Below are 18,036 nucleotides of genomic sequence, written 5' to 3'. Positions count from 1 at the left end.
CGTTCACCTCGGTCACGGACCTGATGCGCAAGATCCGGCAATTCATCACCGGCTGGAACAAACGCAGCCACCCCTTCACCTGGACCAAATCACCCGAAGAAATCCTGGCGAAAGCCAAGCCAAAGACAACTTCAAACACGCGGCACTAGCAGGAAGCACTTAGTTGCCGGGGGCGACGATGACTTCCGTGCCCTTGGCTTCGAACGCAGCCTTGTCCGCGGCGCTGATCCCGGAATCCGTGATGAGGTGCCGGAAGTCATACCCGGCCATGGCAGCAAAGGAGCGACGGCCCACCTTGGAGGAGTCAGCAACCACGTAGGATTCAGTGGCCCGGCGCGCCATGACGGTGTTCACCATGGCTTCGCCTTCATCGGTGATGGTGGGGCCGAGATCGGGGTCAACGCCGTTGACCCCGATGAACGCAATGTCCAGGGCAACCTTCTGCATGATCACGTCGGTGTAGGGCCCAACAAGCTCGTAGGAGCGCGGATTCAGGATTCCGCCGGTAACCATGATCTTGATGTTCGGACGAACGGCGAGCTGCGAGGCAATGTTAATTGCGTTGGTTACCACCGTGAGAGTGGGCCTGTTGGACGGAGCGTTGAGGTCCTCACGGGTGGACAGCAACTGCGCCAGAGCCGTATTGGTGGTTCCCCCGCTCAGGCCGATCACCGCTCCGGGCCGGATCAGGGCGGAGGCGGCCAGGGCGATCTCCTGCTTGGCCAAGGCGTGGTCGTCACGGTTGTATCGGCCCGGGAGGTCGTAAGATACGGATCCGGTGGTGGCGCCACCCCGCGTACGGCTGAGCAGCCGTTGTTTTGCAAGGCTGTCCAGGTCCCGGCGCGCCGTGGCCGGTGACACGCCAAGCCGCGTCACGATGTCCTCGACTTCCACATGGCCGGATTCGGCCAGGAGGTCAAGGATGGCGGTCAGCCGATCGGTGCGGGTCATGACGAGCCTTTCGCGGGGTCTGGCTATTTCGCTTTGGCGAACAGCGTGAGCATACGTGCGGATTCCAGCACCAGTGCGTCCCGGCCGGCCTTGATGTACTTCCGGGAATCCACCACTGCAGGGTTGGCATCGAGGTACTCACGGACGGCGCGGGTGAAGAACCCGTTCAAATGTGTGGATACGTTGATCTTAGTCATACCTGCGCCGATCGCAGCTACGAGCATCTCGTCTGTGACGCCTGAAGAGCCATGCAGGACCAGCGGTTTTCCGACCGCCGACTTCAGCCGCGTAATCAGGTGCAGGTCCAGTGCTGCGCTGCGTTCGGTCATGGCGTGGGAGGAGCCAACGGCCACTGCGAGCGCATCCACACCCGTTGCTTCAACAAACGCCTGCGCCTCGTCGGGGTCGGTCCGGACACCGGGTGCATGGGCGCCGTCCTTGCCTCCCACTTTGCCGAGTTCGGCCTCCATGTAAACGCCTCGCTCGTGGGCGTAGCGGGCTACCCGTTGCGTGACTTCGACGTTCCACTCATAGGGCAAGTGCGCGCCGTCGAACATTACGGAGCCAAAACCGAGGTCCACGGCCGCGATGGCGAGGTCCTCGGACTCGGCATGGTCCAGGTGAACGGCAACGGGCACCGATGCGTCGCGGGCGATCGCCAAAGTCGCCACAGCAATCGGCTCAAGTCCACCGTGATACTTTGCGCAGTTCTCCGAAATCTGCAGGATCAGCGGAACACCCGCTGTCTCGGCACCCGCCACCAGCCCCTCCGCTGTTTCCACGTGGATGACGTTGAACGCGCCTTGGCCCGTACCGCTGGCCACGGCCTTGTCCATCAATTCCCGCGTGCTGACAAGGGTCACCGGGTCTCCTTCCATGTCACGATCAGTTGGTCTTCAAGTTCCTGGTATCTCGGCGAGATCTCGCCTGCTGCGGGCATGAGCACAGCGGCGGCGGACCAGGCCGTAGCCCGGCGGAGAATCTCGCGGGGTTCGGTAACGCCTTCGGCGAGGGCGACGGCGGCAGCCGCCACACCGGCGTCGCCCGCCCCTGTGGGGTTGCCGCTCAGGGGCTCGGGGAGGCTGGCAGTCCAGTAACCGCCGGGAGCCGCGTGGTCGAAAGCGAGCATTCCGTCCGCACCGGCGCTGACCAGGACCGTGCGCGCACCCATGGCAATCAGCGAGAGCGCCGCGGCTTCCACGCTCGACTCCCCCGTGGCTTCCGCGAGTTCGTGGTGATTGGGTTTCAGGACATCGGCACCCGCCTGGGCAGCGGTGATGATTCCGGGCCCGGAGGTGTCAATGATGGCCGGGATGCCGGCGTCGTGCGCCAGCTTTACGAGGGACGAGTAGAAATCGGCAGGTGCGTCCGGCGGCAGGCTGCCGGAACCCACCAGCACAGCTGCCGGAGCTTCTCCGGCATCGCCGCGTACGGCTTCAACGACGGCGGCAGTCAGCGAGCGCCAGTCGTCCGGCAAGAGCGCCTGGCCTTCCTCGTTGAAGATGGAGGTCTCCCCGGCGACGGTGTCCACGAGCGCGATGCTGCGGCGGGTCTCGGCAGCCACGGAAACCAGTGCGTGAGGCACTCCACTGGTCCAAAGTTCAGCAGCCAGGGTCTGTCCTGCGGCTCCGCCTGTAGGAGCAATGGCCAGCACCGGATGCCCCACTTGGTGGACCACCCTGGCAACGTTGAGTCCTTTGCCCCCGGCACGGCTGATGGGTGTGGGGACCCTGTGGCTGGCGCCCTCGGTGATTCCGTGGACGGTGTAGGTCATGTCGATGGCGGGATTGGGGGTCACGATGACAATGCGGGTTGCGGCGTTTCGGGACGTTCCGGCCGCTGCTGGGCCGGTCATCGTGCACCGTCCAGGAGCGCACGCGCGTTCAACGCCGCGCCAAGGAGCCCGGCGTCCTGGCCAAGCTGGGCTTGGATGAGGCGCGGACGTCGTTGGAAGTCCAGGATCTGGTCAACCCGCGCGCGGAGCGGTTCCAGGAGGTCCTCGCCTGCTTCGGCCAGGCCTCCCCCGATCACTACCGCTTCAGTGCCGATGATGTTCACGCACTGGCAGATGGTGAAGGCGAGGGCGTCCACCGCATCCGCCCACACACGGGCAGCCATGGCATCTCCATTTTGGGACCGGAGCAGGACGTCCCGGGCACCGTCCACGATGTTGCCCGACTTTCTGCTGTATCGCTTGGCGATGGCGCCTGCCGAACCCACGGCCTCAAGGATGGTGGCCCCTGGTGCTTGAGTTCCGGCTCCTTGAGTTCCGGCTCCTTGAGTTCCGGCGTCGGGGTCCGGCACCTGGGCGTGGCCGAGTTCACCGGAGAAACCACCGGCCGTGACGGCCACACCACCGGAGAAGACCGCGGCGGCGATTCCAGTGCCCACCACCATGACCACGACGTCCTTGAAATCCTTGGATCCACCAAAGGCGTGTTCCACGGCAGCAGCGGAGCGGACATCGTGGTCGAACGCCACAGGAAGGCCCAGCCTCTTCTCGGCTTCGGCGGTGAACGGGAAATTGCGCCACCCAAGATTCGCGGAGTAGATCCCGATTCCTCCCACGGAATCCACAATGCCAGGGACGATGACGCCCGCTGCTTTGGCCGGGATATCCGGAAACTCGGAAGCAAGCTGGCGGGCGAGCTCCGTCAGCTTGTCCAGTACGGCTTCCCCTGGGTGCGATGGATCCAGGGGCGTGGGGACCCGGCGCATGCCCAGGACTTTTCCAAAGGCATCCACGAGTCCGGCCTTCACGTCTGTACCGCCGACGTCGAAGGCCAGGACTGCTGATTCTGCATGCCCGAGAACCATGATGAGTGCCTAGGCGGAGGCGTCGAGAATGACGGAGCGCGTCAGGTTCCGGGGCAGGTCGGGGTTGAGGCCACGGACGCGCGCACGTTCCAGGGTCACTTTGTGAACGCGGGCCAGTTCAGCCAGCGGGTGCTTGTCCGTGTGGATGTATAGGGCACCCGTGGCGGCCATGTCCTTATCAAGGCCCTCGGGCTGTGCGCCAAACAACCAGGTCACGCGTCCTGGCGCCGCGATGGAGATGGGACCATGGCGGTATTCCATGGCCGGGTAGGACTCGGTCCAGCCCTGAACGGCTTCGCGCATCTTAAGTCCTGCCTCGTGGGCCAGGCCGACAGTCCATCCGGTACCGAGGAACGTGAATTGCTCAGCATCCAGAAGTTCCTGTGCCACGGGACCTGTCACTGCATCCCGTGCGTCCTCGATAGCCTGCTTGACATCAATCCCAAGGCTGGTGAGCAAGTAAACCAGTGCCGAGGTCGCGAAGCGGGTCTGCACCACGGATCGCTCATCTGCATACGGGAGTCCGATCACTGCGTCGGCCAGCTGAACGATTGGCGAGGACGTATCGCCAATAATCGCAACAGTGGGGACGATGCCCTTCAGCCCTGCCAGGATCTCCAGCACCTCAGTGGTGGTGCCGGACCGCGTAATGGCCACAACGGCGTCGTACTGGCGATCCGCACTGTTGCTGTTCAGGAAAGCCTCCGACGCCGCGAAGGCATCCGTCACGCCTTTGCCTGCGGATTCACGGGCGGCAGCATAGCTCTGGGCCATGAACCAGGACGTGCCACAGCCGATGACGGCGATCCGCTGACCGTCGGCGGGAAGCAACTTCTCAGCACGGGCCTGGTCGATGGCCCGCTGCCAGACATCGGGCTGTGATACAAGCTCTTCTTCCATGAAGGCGCCCAGTGTGTTCTCGCTCATCGTGTGTTTCGCTCCTGCTCAGCCAATGACGTTTTATGATCTATAGAAACACTAAACGATCAGTTTCGATCTCACAAGGATCATCTGCAGGAGTGGATCCGGTAATTGGGCAGCCCAGTAGTCAGGACGATGGCGAAGTGCTGTCAGGGGAAACGGCTACGAGCAGCAGGGAAGGCTAAACCTGTTCCAGTCAGCCGATGATGGGCCGCTCTTCGGGCAGGTTGAACAGGCGGGGGCGGGAGGATAGGGCCAGCGCCGAAGCTACCGTCACGGTCCCGATGCGGCCTGTAAACATCAGAACCATGAGCACCCACTCAGCCGAAGGAGGGAGGTTGTACGTGATACCTGTGCTCATGCCGACTGTGGCGAAAGCGGAGATGGATTCGAACAGGACTTTCTCAAGGCTGTAGTCGGTGAACATGAGCAGCAGCATGGTTCCGGTAATGACAGCACCGATGCCAAGCAGCGCCACCGAAAGGGCCTGCCGTACCGAGGCAGGGCTGATGGACCGGTGGGCTATGGTCACATCGTCCCGTCCCCGGACTTCATTCCAGATGGCGAAAGCAAGGAGGAGGAACGTCGTGATCTTGATTCCACCGGCAGTTCCGGCGCTTCCCCCTCCGATGAACATCAGAATGTCGCTGACCATGAGCGTCTCCGGTGAAGCCACTCCATAGTCGATGCTGTTGAATCCCGCGGTGCGCGGGAACACGCTTCCGGCCAGGGAACCGACGATCTTTCCCGGGATGGACAGCGGACCCAGGGTTTCGGCCCTGTTCCATTCGAACGCGGCGAACAACACGAAGCCGACTATGAGCAGGAAGACCGTACCGAAGACTGTGAGGCGCAAATGTACCGTCCAGTTCCGGACCCGTAGTCCCCCGCCGTTCAACAAATGGATGAGTACGGGAAAGCCGAGACCACCGGAAATGATGGCCAGGCAGATGGGGACCAGGATGTAAGGGTCTTCGCGGAAACTGATGAGGTTGTCACTGTAGAGCGCGAACCCCGCGTTGTTGAAGGCGGATACCGCGTGGAAGACGCCATGCCACAGCGCAACCGCTGGGTTGGAGTCGTAGACGAGCCAGAACCTGACAGCCAGGATTGCAGCCGTTACCGCTTCAAAAACGACCATGATCCTTGCAACGCGAAAGAGCACGGAGCGGACGTCCCCGAGGTTGAGGGTGTGCGTTTCTGACTGCACAACAAGCTGGCCGCGCAAGCCGATGCTTTTGCGGACGAGCAGCGCCAGCAGGGTCGCGAGCGTCATGATGCCGAACCCGCCAACCTGGATGAGTGCCAGAATCACGACATGCCCGAAAGGTGTCCAGTAGGTTGCCGTGTCAACGGTAACCAGGCCCGTGACACACGTCGCGGACACGGCGGTGAACAGGGCCGTCATGAGCGTGGCAGGCTCAGTGCCGTTGCGGGAGACGGGCAGCATGAGCAGTGCTGCGCCGAGGAGGATGACTGCCAGGAAAGCAAGGGGTACTGAGCGGACTGGGTGTGAGAGGGCGCGCCTCAGGACGTTTTCACGTCGCGTCTGTGGGTCCCGGTGCTTCCACAACATGCGTGCGTTGCCGTTCCCGGGTGGGGGTGGTCCAGGGGTGCGGGAGCGGAGATTTGGGTTAGCCGACGGCTTCGGGTTAGCCGACATGGATGCCTGGGCGAAGGTTCGGGTCGGGTTCGTTTTCGCGGATGATTTCCCGGACGACGGGGGCAGTGTCGCCGCGGCCCAGCAGCAGGTATCGCATCAGGTGTGCCAACGGGTTACCTTCAGACCATTCGAAGTAAGCGTGGGGACGGACGCCAGTGGCGTTGCGCAGAGCCAGGAGGATCGCAGCAATCGCGTTCGGTGCGGCGGGGCTTTGGGCTCGCAGGATGCGGTGACCGGCAACTTCGACGCCGGTAACAGTGAGCGTGTCGCTGAAACTGGAGGGGTCACTGACATCGATTTCCAGGAAGATGACGTCGGCGGAGCCAGGGACCGGGTTCAGTTCCCGCTGATCGGTTTCCTTGGCCGCGTATTCGGCAGCATCCCGTGCCTCGGGGCGGTTGGCGATGAGGTTGAGCCGGCCGTCGTAGTCGAGGGAATCTGCGATAAAACGACGCGCATTCTCGTCGAATTCGATGCGGTCCACACGCAACTCGGTCGTCCGGCTAACCCGGGAAACGAGCGACACAACGATGATGCCCAGGATGAAGAAGCCGGAGATGGTGAGTCCATCAGGTTTCTCAATGACATTCGCTATCAGGGCGTAGAGCAGAATGAGGGTCAGCACGCTGAAACCGATGGCTGCCCGGCGTCGTTTTCGGCGGAGGGCTGAGATGGTCACCGCGGCGGCGCCAGAAACCATCATGGCAAGAATTCCCGTGGCATAGGCTCCTGCCTGGGCGTTCACGTCCGCGTTGAAGCCGATGGTAATCAGTACGCTCACGGCTGTGTAGACGAGTACAACGGGACGCACCGCCCGGGTCCAGTCCGGCGCCATGCCGTAGGAGGGGAGATATCGCGGGACGATGTTGACCAATCCCGCCATCGCTGATGCCCCGGCGAACCAGAGGATCAGGACACTGCTGATGTCGTATATGGATCCGAATCCTTCGCCGAGCCTTTGGTGTGCCAGGTAGGCCAGGGCACGGCCGTTGGCTTCCCCGCCCTCCCGAAATGCTTCTGCCGGTATCAGGACAGTCGTGACGAAACTGCTGCCAATCAGATAGACACTCATGATGACCGCAGCGGTGGTGAGGAGTTTGCGGGTGTTCCTGATACGGGCAGCCAGCCGTTCCTCGGGAGTCGCACCCTTCGCCGAAACCAGGGGCATCATGCTGACGCCGGTCTCGAATCCCGAAAGGCCCAGGACGAGGAGGGGGAAGGCGATCAGGGCAGGCAGGATCAGTGCGCCCAGGCCACCTCCGGACGCGGCAGTCAACGCTCCGGACCAGGAGGACAATTGGGCCGGAGAAGCTGCGATGTCGAAGATCCCAACGCCGATGATGATGGCGTTCAGTCCCAAAAACACGGCCACGAGCGGTATCGCCACGGCGACGGCCTCGCTGAAGCCCATCAGGAACACCCCGCCCAGGATCAGCAGGAGTACGACGGTGACTGCCACTGCTTGGCCTTCAAGGAAAGGCGGAAGGAAAGGGTTCTCCAGAAGGTGGACCGTTGCGTCGGCCGCGGACAGGGTGATGGTGATAATCCACGATGTCGCAACGAAGCCGAGAAGGACGAGTACGAAAATTTTGCCGCGCCAGAAAGGCAGGAGGTTCTCCAGCATGGCCACGGATCCCTGACCGTGGGGGCTTTCCTTTGCCACCCTGCGGTACATCGGCAGCATCCCCAGCAAGGTCAGAGCAACGATCAACAACGTCGCCAATGGGGAAAGGGCACCGGCGGCAAGTGCTGCTATGCCGGGAAGGTAGGACAACGTTGAGAAGTAATCGACGCCCGTCAGGCACATGACCTTCCACCAGCTTTGCTGCGTGGCGTGGTCCTCAACAGATTCAGGACCGACGGGCTGGTGGACGCGGTGTTCCAACAACCATCGCACCAGCGGATTTCCTGATTGCCGTTTGCGTTCAGGGGTTGGGATGCTGTCCGGAATGTCCTTCCGGGCCGATGTTGTCACTGCCTCGTCTTCCTGTCTGCCGACATGATCTCCGGGAGCCTAGCACCGGAGAAAACGTGGAAGCAGGAAAATCGGGACTCCTTTACGGTTCCTTTACGCCTCGGGGGATGCTTGCGGCAACCCTTGCCGCCTCTTCGTAGCTGGAGGGTGCTTGCTGATGGAAGGCAGAATCAGCATCTTCGCGGAGCACGTCGGAGGCCAGCACCCGGACGTGAACAAGCTCGTCGTAGGCTTCGCTGCAGCCCAGGACATCTCCACGGACCTTGGTTCCGTGAGAACCCGGGTCAGGAGATACCTGGAAAATAATCCACCATGTGTCTCCGGCTTTGTCCCTGAAGAGGTAGCCCCCCGGAGGGCAATACGCAGCGCCGTCTACACCCCGGCCCCCGTAACCCTCAACTGAGTCCGGCAGCGCAGCGAACCTCACGCCGCCGTCGGTATCGTCTTGATGCGCGCCCATCCGCGAACACCTCCTTTATCAGCCGACGTGCACCCACGGGCGCTGGGTGACATCAGGCACCGCCTCCCGCAGCACTTCCCTGGTGACGGGAGCGATTTCACCTTCGCCCAGGAACAGGAAGCGCAGGAGGTTGGTGAAAGGATTTCCTTCCGTCCATCGAAAGTAGATGTGTGGCATGAGCCCCGTGACGTCCCGGATGTGGAGCAGGACAGACGCGATGGTGTTCGGTACGACGGGACCGTGGACCTCCAGGATGCGGTACCCGTGCCGCATCACACCGTGTACTTGCAGTTCCGTTTCGAAGTCCGAGGAATCGTCGACGATCACTTCGAGGAAGATGGCTTGTTGCTCCAGGGGCAGATGGCTGACCTCGATCGCTGAGGTGAGCTTGTCCCGGTACGCGTCGGCGGTGAGCCGGAGCGGTTCGTGGGCGATGATCGCGATGGGTCCTTCGAGGGTGTCGGACATGAATTCCAGGGCCTGGCGGTCCAAGTGGACGCGGGTGGCGTGGAGTTCGAAGGAGCGTCGGATGCGGGAGAGCAGGGAAATCACGATGATTCCCAGGATGAAGATTGCCGCGATCCTGATGCCTTCGGGGCGTTCGAAGATATTGGCGATGGTGGTGTAGGTGAACACCAGGGAGATGATGCCGAAGCCGATGGTGCGTTTACGCTGCCTGCGTCGGCGCGCAGAGAGCGTGACGGCAACGGCCGCCGAGGTCATCAGCACCAGAACGCCGGTAGCGTACGCGCCGCCCTGGGCGTCGACGTCGGCTTCAAAGAGGAAGGTGATGAGGAAACCGACGAGAGTGAAGACGAGCACCAGTGGGCGGACGGCCTTGGCCCACCCGGGGGCCATCCCGTAGCGCGGCAGGTACCGCGGGACGAGGTTCAGCAGTCCTGCCATGGCGGAGGCCCCGGCGAACCACAGGATGGCGATGGTGCTGATGTCGTAGATACTGCCGAAGCCGACGCCGAGATATTCGTGGGCGAGGAACGCCAGGGCGCGGCCGTTGGCTTGGCCGCCGGGTTGGAATTCCTGTTCCGGGATCAGGACGACGGTGATGAAACTGGTGGTGAAAAGGAATCCGCTCATGATGACAGCGGCGGTTGTGAGCATTCTGCGCGTTCCGCGGATGCGGCCCGCCGGGTTTTCCTCGGTGTCGGCCTCGTCTCCCCGGACCTGGGGCATGACGGCGACACCTGTTTCGAAGCCTGAGAGTCCGAGGGCAAGCTTGGGAAAGACGAGCAGAGCGATTCCCACGACCATGATCGGGTCCCCGTGCGAGGTCCAGAGCGCGTTCCACCACCCGCCCATGGCGACCGGGTGCGTGAACACCTGGGTGAGGGTCACGACCACGACTATGGCATTGAGGCCCAGGTAAAGGACGACGAGGACAACAGCGACTCCGATGGCTTCCTTGAAGCCGCGGAGGAAGACGGCAGCCAGCAGCGCCAGGAGGAAGAGCGTGACGAGGATGTTCTGCCCCTGCAACCAACCGGGGGCGACAGGGTTCTGAATGAGGTGTGCACTTGCGTCGGCGGCGGAGAGGGTCATGGTGATCATGAAGTCGGTTGCGGCGAATCCGAGCAGGATGAGGACGAAGAGCTTGCCGCCCCAGCGTGGCAGGAGCCGTTCAAGCATCGCGATGGAGCCTTCGCCACGGTGGCTTTCCCGGGCGACGCGGCGGTAGACGGGCAGGGCGCCCAACAAGGTGACGGCAATGAGCACCAGGGTCGCCAATGGTGAGATCACGCCGGCGGCCAGTGCCGCGATCGCGGGCTGGTAACCCAGGGTGGAGAAGTAATCGACGCCGGTCAGGCACATGACCTGCCACCACGGATGCTTCTTCTCGTTGGCCGCGGTTATTCCGCCAGGGCCCTGATGGGTGCCTTTGCTGTCCTGGAGCCCGAACAGCAGCCAGTTTTTCAGTGCGGCTTTTCCGGCTGGCTTGGGCGCCGATGGGTCAGCAGGGGGCCTGCTCAACGTGGTCATTATTTCCTTTCCGCGCGGCATAATGCGCCGCGGTCACAGCCGAAGCTAACACCAAGGGAAAGCATCAAACCGGGAAAGACGTTTCTATTTACGAATCATTTACACCCCTTCCGCGCTGCCGGTTACGGCTCGAAGCGATAACCCATCCCGGCTTCGGTGAGCAGATGCCTGGGCCGGGCAGGGTCGGCTTCAAGTTTGCGGCGCAACTGTCCCATGTAGACGCGGAGGTAATGCGTTTCTCCGTCGTATCCCGGGCCCCAGATCCTGGCCAGCATCTGCTGCTGGGTGATGAGACGTCCCGGGTTACAGACCAGCAGTTGCAGGATGGCCCATTCCCGCGGGGTGAGCCGCACTGGTGCGCCGTCGCGGGTCACTTTCTTCTTTTCAAGGTCCACTGCGAAGTCCCCGACGTCGACGATCACGACTTGTTCGCCGCCGTCGGACGTCCCGAGACGGCGTTCAGCGACTCGCAACCGTGCCAGGAGTTCGTCCAGGCCAAAAGGTTTCGTGACGTAGTCATCCGCGCCGGCGTCGAGGGCACGGACTTTGTCCACGGACCCTTGCCTGGCGGACAGGACAATGATTGGAGTGCTGCTGGAACGACGGATCCTGGTGATGACGTCAACGCCGTTGATGTCCGGCAGTCCAAGATCCAAAACGATAATTTCCGGATGGTTGACCTCGGCATGCTGCAGAGCCGTGGTGCCGTCCATTGCGGTGAGCACCTCGTATCCCTCGGCGCGCAGATTTACCTGCAAAGCGCGTAGCAGTTGGGGTTCATCGTCTACGACGAGCACGGTCCTCATGCCTCACCTCGTTCCGCGCTGCCGGATGCGGGATGCGCATTCCCGTCGCCGGCGGAAAGAGGAAGGCGGATGGCAACCGTCAGTCCCCCTCCCGGTGTCGGTTCAGCCTTCAGTTGGCCGCCCATCGCTTCGGTAAAGCCTTTCGCAACAGCCAGTCCCAGTCCGATGCCCAAGCCAGCCGGCGCGTCGTCCAGCCGCTGGAACGGCTCAAACATGGCGATCACGTCCGCCGCGGCCACACCCTCGCCGTGGTCCACGATCCTCAGCTCTCCGCAGGGGCGTCCTTCAATCGTGGCCACCCCCGAACCATTGGCAGGTCCCACGATGACGATATCCGAGCCTGCCGCATATTTCAGGGCATTCTCGACGATATTGGCAATGACGCGTTCCAGCATGCCCAGGTCAGCATCAATGGCTGGAATGTTCGGAGCCAGATCGATCCGGATAGCTCCTTCCGGCACTCCCCGCAGCGCGTCTTCGATGGCATCACGCCACGTCACCGAGGACGTGAGCGGGGCGGTGGATCCGCTGGAGATCCGGGACATGTCCAACAGATTGTCCACCAAGGAGTCAAGGCGGTCCGCGTAGGAGTCGATGGTATGGAGCATCTCGTCCTGTATCTCTTCGGGAAGCCGTCGCTTCTGGCGCTGCAGGGCGGTCACGGCCAGCTTGATTCCGGCCAATGGTGTCCGCAAGTCATGGCTGACAGCGTTCAGAATGGACGTCCGGATGCTGTTGCCCTCAGCCAGTTTCGTGGTCGTCTTCAGCCTGAGCTGGAGTGCATAACGTTGCCTTAGTAAAAGCAGGTGGGTCGCGTGGGCCGCCAGCAACCGCCGCTCGCCGGCACTGAGTGGCCTGCCAGAGACCACAAGGGCCGTCTCGGAATCTGCCATTTCAAAGGCCCCGACCCCTGAATCAACCGAACCCGGAGGCTGTGGCGGCGAGTCACCTGACTGCGCCTGGAGTTCCCAGCCATCCCTTGTGCTGGAGGTTCCTGTACCGGAGTCTCTGGTGCCGGGGGTTCGGGTAAATAATCCCACCGAGCCCACTTGGAAGGTCTCACGGACCTTATCCAGAAATGTCGCAATCGTGTCGTCCTCAATCAGGGCGTTCCTGGCCAAATCCAAGAGTGTCGCCGCCTCGGCACGGGCATGAATAGCCTCCTGGGCCCGCTTGGCCGAGAGGCCTACGACCAAGGACACAGCAATCCCGGCACCCAGGAACACGAGCACGGCAAACAGAATCTGCGGGTCGCTGATTCTGAAAGTCCCGACTGGTTCGGTCTCGAAATAATTCAGCAGCAACGAGTCCAGAATCGCGGCCAGCACCGCAGGCCATAGACCGCCGATGAACGCCACCGCCATCACCCCGGTCAAATGCACCAGGACATGGGTGGCAAAGTTCAGATCCGGGGCAAAAGACATCAGTGCGGTGACCAGAACGGGGATCAGCACCGCCAGGACAAAACCCGTCGTGGTCCTGGCGCGGCCCAAGCCTCCCGACGTCATTCCCGGAAATATGCGAAGAATTCCCCTTGCCATGTCCACAGTCTGTCAGCTGTGCAAGGGGTCTTGTTACACCGCGCGCACGCCCGCCCGCCACACCGAATGCGTCAGCGGGATCCCCGGCCGGTACGCGAGGTGCGTGGCCGAGGGCGCCTTCAGCATGTGAAGGTCCGCGCGATGACCGACGGCGAGCGAACCCACCGCCCGTTCGCCGTCGACGTCGTTCCCGGAATCGCGGCCTAATGCAAGGGCGCCGCCGTACGTCGCCGCCCGAACGGCCTCGTGGACACTGAGGTGCATCTGCAGGACCGCCGTGGTTACACAGAACGCGATGGAACTCGTGTACGACGTACCGGGGTTGCAGTTGGCGGCGAGGGCGATCTGCACGCCGGCATCGATCAGCTCCCGGCCCGGTGCGAGCGGCTGTCGCGTGGACAAGTCACAAGCGGGCAAGCACGTTGCGACGGTTCCACGGGCGCCACTGCCCGTAGCCGGGTCCCAGCCCTTCCAGGTTCCCGCCAGCGCGTCAACGTCCATCTGCGAAAGGTAGTTCACGTGGTCCACGCTGGCGGCCCCGAACTCCACGGCCAACGCAACGCCTGGCCCCTCGCCCAGCTGGTTGCCATGCACGCGCAGCCCCAACCCCGCGTCCCGGGCAGCCGTAAGGACCCTGCGGGACTGCTCTTCCGTGAACGCACCGCGCTCGCAGAACACATCCGCCCAGCGCACATGCGGCAGGACGGCGTCGAGCATTTCACCGCAGACCAGGTCCGTGTACTCCTCCGGATCGGACCCGGCCGGCACCAGGTGCGCGCCGAGGTAGGTGACCTCGTCCACCAGAGCCGCGGCGATGCGTGCACTGCGGGCTTCGTTCTCCACGTCCAGGCCGTAGCCGGTCTTGCTCTCAAGGTAGGTAGTCCCCTGCGAGACGGCTTCAGTGACACGGTCCCTCACCAGAGTCGTCAGTTCATCGTCACTCACGCTGCGGGTAGCCCCCGTAGTGACAGCAATGCCGCCGGCACTGTAACTCTGCCCGGCCATGCGGGCCTCAAACTCGGCTGTGCGATCACCGGCGAAAACGAGGTGGGAGTGCGAGTCGACCCAGCCAGGCAGGACGGCGCGGCCTTCGGCGTCGATCTTTGTATCCGCCACAGGAGCGTCGTTGTTGGACCCGATCCAGGCAATGCGCTCGCCTTCGAACACGATCGCGGCGTCTTTGAGGACACGATGCTCCAGGTCCTGGGTCATCAGCTCGCCGATGTTGGTGATAAGAGTGCTGTTTTGTCCTGGACTGCTGATTCCGCTCATGTCCCTATTGTTCAGCGCCGGATGGACCAGCGAACGGCCGCAAGCTGTTCGGCTGTCCGGGATTCCGGACTGTCCTCTTTTACCTCGCCCAGGATCAGGCCGGCCGCCAGCTCGGCGATGGCTGAGGACGTCTGGAATCCGTAGCCGCCCTGCCCGGCCAGCCAGAAAAAGCCCTTCGCTTCGGCGTCGAAGCCAACCACCGGGATTCCGTCCGCAGCTTCTGTCCGCAACCCCGTCCATGCACGATCCACTGAACGGATGCCCAAGGTTGTCAGTGAGTTGAGCCTGCTGATGAGTTTGTCCACATCACCGGCATAAGGTTTAGCGTCTTCGGCCCCGCTGGGCACGGTTTCCGACGGCGAGATGAGCACCTGGTTGCCCTCGGCGCGGAAGTAGAACGAGTGATCGGCTGCAGCCACCATGGGCGTTTGCGGCGTCAGCGATTGCTCGACGTTCACAATCGCCGCGGTCCGCCGATAAGGCTGCAGTCCCAACTTCTCCACGCCGCTGATGACGGCCAACTCATCCGCCCACGCACCCGCGGCATTAACCACGACGGCGGACTGGAAACCTTCCGTTCCGGCACCCACCTGCCAGCCACTTCCGAGCCGCTGGGCCGAGTGGACACGCGCACCGGTGATGATGTCAGCTCCCGCCGCCTGAGCCCTCTTCCGGTGATCTTCCAACAAGGCCGGTGCATTGCAACCAAACGAGCCGTTGTCCAACCCCGCGGCCTGGAACGAGTCCGGCTTCAGGACCGGGCAGAGCTGCATGGCTTCAGCGTGGGTGATTGTGTGCATGTTGCCGCTGGCTTCTGCCCGGACTGTTTCCTCATCGCCCACCAGCATGAACCTGCGTGGGGTAAGGACGGGCTCCGGAAGTTCGGCGTCGCGGGCCCTCATCAGCTCCAGGGTCCGGACCGTGAGTTCCTGCACTATGGGCGGCCCGTAGCTCGGAATCAGCTGGCGGGCCGAGCGCGAGGAGGTGTGGAAGGCCAACGATTGTTCGGCCTCCACCAGTGCAACCGTGCACTTCCCTGCGAGCGCGGACGCCAGGGAAAGCCCCGCAATGCCGCCGCCAACGATTACCACGTCATAGTTCGAAGCCATGGCTCCATCCTGTCAGACGGCACGAGAGGTGCCCATCCCTCTCTCACATCCAACCCCCAACGGCCGGATGTTGCTTCACATCCAACCCCCAACGCCCCGATGTTCTCTCCCTTGCGTCAAGAAAGTGATCGAACATCCGGTGGAAAGCGGCAGGATGTGAGAGAAGATCGGGCCTGACGCGGCAGGATGTGAGAGAGCATCGGGGACGGTTAGGCGACCGCTGCCCGGCTCTTGACGAACGCCTGAACGCAAGCTTCGACGTCGTCGCTGCTGTGTGCGGCGGAAAGCTGGACGCGGATGCGGGCCGCTCCCTTCGGAACCACGGGGTAGCTGAAGGCGGTGACGAACACGCCGTGACCGAGCATCTCATCGGCAACCTTTGCGGCAATCACAGCGTCACCGAACATCACGGGGATGATGGCGTGTTCGCCGTCGAGGAGCTCGAAGCCTTCCTCGCTCATGCGGCGGCGGAACAGGGCTGCGTTTTCGAACAGGCGGGTGCGGAGTTCGCCGGATTCCTGGACCAGCTCGATCGCCTTGATGGTGGCGGCCACGATGGCCGGCGCCAGGGAGTTGGAGAACAGGTACGGACGTGCCTTCTGGCGCAGCATCGCGACGATTTCGCCGCGGCCTGAAACGTAGCCGCCGGATGCCCCGCCGAGGGCCTTGCCGAACGTTCCCGTGTAAATGTCCACGCGCTGGGAAACACCCGCGTGCTCGGGAGTACCGGCACCCGTGGGTCCCATGAAGCCGACGGCGTGGGAGTCGTCCACCATCACCAGGGCGTCGTGCTTCTCGGCGAGGTCGCAGATGGCTTCGAGCGGGGCAAGGTAGCCGTCCATGGAGAACACACCATCGGTGACGATGATCTTCCGGCGGGAACCCTCGGCCTCAACGAGCTTCGCCTCAAGGTCAGCCATGTCCTGGTTGGCGTAGCGGAAGCGCTTGGCCTTGCTCAGGCGGATGCCGTCGATGATGGATGCGTGGTTGAGGGAGTCCGAGATGATGGCGTCTTCGGGGCCGAAAAGGGATTCGAAGACACCGCCGTTGGCATCGAAGCAGCTGGAGAACAGGATGGTGTCTTCGGTGCCCAAAAACGCCGAGACACGGGCCTCGAGTTCCAGGTGAAGATCCTGGGTGCCACAAATGAAGCGCACAGACGCCATGCCGAAGCCGCGCTCGTCCATGGCGGACTTGGCGGCGGCAATGATGTCCTGGTGGTCGGCAAGGCCAAGGTAGTTGTTGGCACAGAAGTTCAGCACAGTGTTGGCTGGCTGGCCGAGCTGGCCGGCGGCGATGTGGCTGGCCTGCGGGGAATCGATGTGGCGTTCGGTCTTGAAGAGGCCGGCGCCGCGGATCTCGTCGAGTTCGCCTTGGAGTTGGTCTTTGATGGCTGAGTACATGGGGTGCTCCTGAATACGTCGGGAAAGGTTCTGTGGCGGCAGCGGGGTTAGAGTTCGGTCCAGTCGAGGACTACTTTGCCGCCGGTTCCGGCGCGGGCGATGTCGAAGCCCTTCTCCCAGTCGGTCGCCGACAGCTTGTCGGTGACCACTGCGGAGATGTTCCGGTGCAGCACGGGGTTGGAAGAAAGCATGGCGCTCATCGCGTACCACGTCTCGAACATTTCGCGGCCATAGATGCCCTTGAGCGTGAGCATGTGGGTGACCACTTTGCCCCAGTCGATGTCGATGGACTGGCTGGGAAGGCCCAGCATGGCGATCCGCCCGCCGTGGTTCATGTTGTCGATCATCTCAGGCAGTGCCGTGGGGTGTCCGGACATTTCCAGGCCGATATCGAATCCTTCGCGCATACCCAGCTCCCGCTGGGCGTCGCGGACGCGCATTTTGGAAACGTCGACGGCGAGGTCAACGCCCATTTGACGGGCCAGTTCCAGTCGGGGAGCAGATACGTCAGTGATGGCGATCTTGCGGGCGCCAGCATGGCGGGCGACGGCAATGGCCATCAGCCCGATGGGTCCTGCGCCGGTAATGAGGACGTCTTCGCCCACCAAGGGGAAGCTCAGGGCTGTGTGGACAGCGTTGCCGAAGGGATCGAAGATGGCACCGAGTTCCGGCGTGACGGATTCGTCGTGGTGGACCCACACGTTGGTCTCCGGAATGACCACAAATTCGGCGAACGCACCATCGCGCTGCACTCCAACGGAGACGGTGTGGATGCACATCTGGCGGCGTCCAGCACGGCAGTTGCGGCAGATTCCGCAAACCACGTGGCCTTCACCGGACACCCGGTCTCCAACTTTGACGTCTCGGACGTCCTCGCCCACTTCCACTACTTCACCGTAGAACTCGTGGCCCGCAATGAGCGGCGTTTCGATGATGCTTTGGGCCCAGGCATCCCAGCTCTGGATGTGGAGGTCGGTACCGCAGATGCCCGTGGTCATGACCCGGATCTTGACGTCGCTGGGTCCCGCTTCGGGCTCTGGACGGTCAACGAGTTCGAACCCTGCGTGTGGTCCGGATTTGTAGAGAGCCTTCATGGGATTCCTCACTGCTGGGGCTGCTTCGC

General features: G+C 62.8%; 15 protein-coding genes. All 15 read right to left on the bottom strand.

All coding sequences use genetic code 11. The features are described from left to right. Window positions 1–159: 159 nt before the first annotated feature. Complete coding sequence (locus AC1DD5_RS06745; RefSeq protein WP_477520950.1) at window positions 160–951, bottom strand: DeoR/GlpR family DNA-binding transcription regulator; 792 nt, start codon at window positions 949–951, stop codon at window positions 160–162. A gap of 23 nt (window positions 952–974) precedes the next feature. Further along, window positions 975–1,829: a class II fructose-bisphosphate aldolase gene (locus tag AC1DD5_RS06740; protein WP_442006202.1), complete on the bottom strand. Its 855-nt coding sequence runs from the start codon at window positions 1,827–1,829 to the stop codon at window positions 975–977. Further along, a complete protein-coding gene (locus AC1DD5_RS06735; RefSeq protein ID WP_477520949.1) occupies window positions 1,811–2,806 on the bottom strand; it encodes a 1-phosphofructokinase family hexose kinase in 996 nt (331 codons plus the stop codon). The genes AC1DD5_RS06740 and AC1DD5_RS06735 overlap by 19 nt, the downstream gene beginning before the upstream one ends. Further along, the gene (locus AC1DD5_RS06730) at window positions 2,803–3,768 is read right to left on the bottom strand and encodes an ROK family protein (protein WP_477520948.1); all 966 of its coding nucleotides are present in this window, start codon (window positions 3,766–3,768) and stop codon (window positions 2,803–2,805) included. The genes AC1DD5_RS06735 and AC1DD5_RS06730 overlap by 4 nt, the downstream gene beginning before the upstream one ends. A gap of 9 nt (window positions 3,769–3,777) precedes the next feature. Next, the gene (locus AC1DD5_RS06725; RefSeq protein WP_477520947.1) at window positions 3,778–4,695 is read right to left on the bottom strand and encodes an SIS domain-containing protein; all 918 of its coding nucleotides are present in this window, start codon (window positions 4,693–4,695) and stop codon (window positions 3,778–3,780) included. A gap of 190 nt (window positions 4,696–4,885) precedes the next feature. Then, window positions 4,886–6,265, bottom strand: coding sequence for a TrkH family potassium uptake protein (locus tag AC1DD5_RS06720; protein ID WP_477520946.1), 1,380 nt, complete (start codon window positions 6,263–6,265; stop codon window positions 4,886–4,888). A 76-nt stretch (window positions 6,266–6,341) separates the two neighbouring features. Continuing rightward, window positions 6,342–8,327: an APC family permease gene (locus AC1DD5_RS06715; RefSeq protein ID WP_477520945.1), complete on the bottom strand. Its 1,986-nt coding sequence runs from the start codon at window positions 8,325–8,327 to the stop codon at window positions 6,342–6,344. An 82-nt stretch (window positions 8,328–8,409) separates the two neighbouring features. Beyond that, window positions 8,410–8,787 carry a hypothetical protein gene (locus AC1DD5_RS06710; RefSeq protein WP_477520944.1) on the bottom strand — a complete coding sequence of 126 codons (378 nt, stop codon included), beginning with the start codon at window positions 8,785–8,787 and terminating at the stop codon, window positions 8,410–8,412. A gap of 18 nt (window positions 8,788–8,805) precedes the next feature. Then, entirely contained in the window at window positions 8,806–10,782 is a 1,977-nt protein-coding gene (locus AC1DD5_RS06705) for an APC family permease (RefSeq protein WP_477520943.1), read from the bottom strand. 122 nt (window positions 10,783–10,904) lie between these two features. After that, the gene (locus AC1DD5_RS06700; protein WP_442016976.1) at window positions 10,905–11,588 is read right to left on the bottom strand and encodes a response regulator; all 684 of its coding nucleotides are present in this window, start codon (window positions 11,586–11,588) and stop codon (window positions 10,905–10,907) included. Continuing rightward, entirely contained in the window at window positions 11,585–13,129 is a 1,545-nt protein-coding gene (locus AC1DD5_RS06695) for a DUF4118 domain-containing protein (RefSeq protein WP_477520942.1), read from the bottom strand. The genes AC1DD5_RS06700 and AC1DD5_RS06695 overlap by 4 nt, the downstream gene beginning before the upstream one ends. A gap of 33 nt (window positions 13,130–13,162) precedes the next feature. Continuing rightward, window positions 13,163–14,401: an imidazolonepropionase gene (gene hutI, locus AC1DD5_RS06690; RefSeq protein ID WP_477520941.1), complete on the bottom strand. Its 1,239-nt coding sequence runs from the start codon at window positions 14,399–14,401 to the stop codon at window positions 13,163–13,165. Window positions 14,402–14,412: 11 nt separating this feature from the next. Then, window positions 14,413–15,510, bottom strand: coding sequence for an NAD(P)/FAD-dependent oxidoreductase (locus AC1DD5_RS06685; protein ID WP_442016973.1), 1,098 nt, complete (start codon window positions 15,508–15,510; stop codon window positions 14,413–14,415). Window positions 15,511–15,719: 209 nt separating this feature from the next. Continuing rightward, window positions 15,720–16,913 carry a glycine C-acetyltransferase gene (locus AC1DD5_RS06680; RefSeq protein WP_442016972.1) on the bottom strand — a complete coding sequence of 398 codons (1,194 nt, stop codon included), beginning with the start codon at window positions 16,911–16,913 and terminating at the stop codon, window positions 15,720–15,722. A 47-nt stretch (window positions 16,914–16,960) separates the two neighbouring features. Beyond that, window positions 16,961–18,007 (bottom strand): L-threonine 3-dehydrogenase, encoded by a 1,047-nt coding sequence (tdh, locus tag AC1DD5_RS06675; protein ID WP_442016971.1) that lies wholly within the window; start codon window positions 18,005–18,007, stop codon window positions 16,961–16,963. Window positions 18,008–18,036: the final 29 nt, after the last annotated feature.

It is taken from the genome of Paenarthrobacter sp. 10L420 (assembly GCF_056395385.1).
The sequence above is the reverse complement of the archived record's forward strand: the minus strand, read 5'-3'. Positions and strand labels throughout refer to the sequence as shown.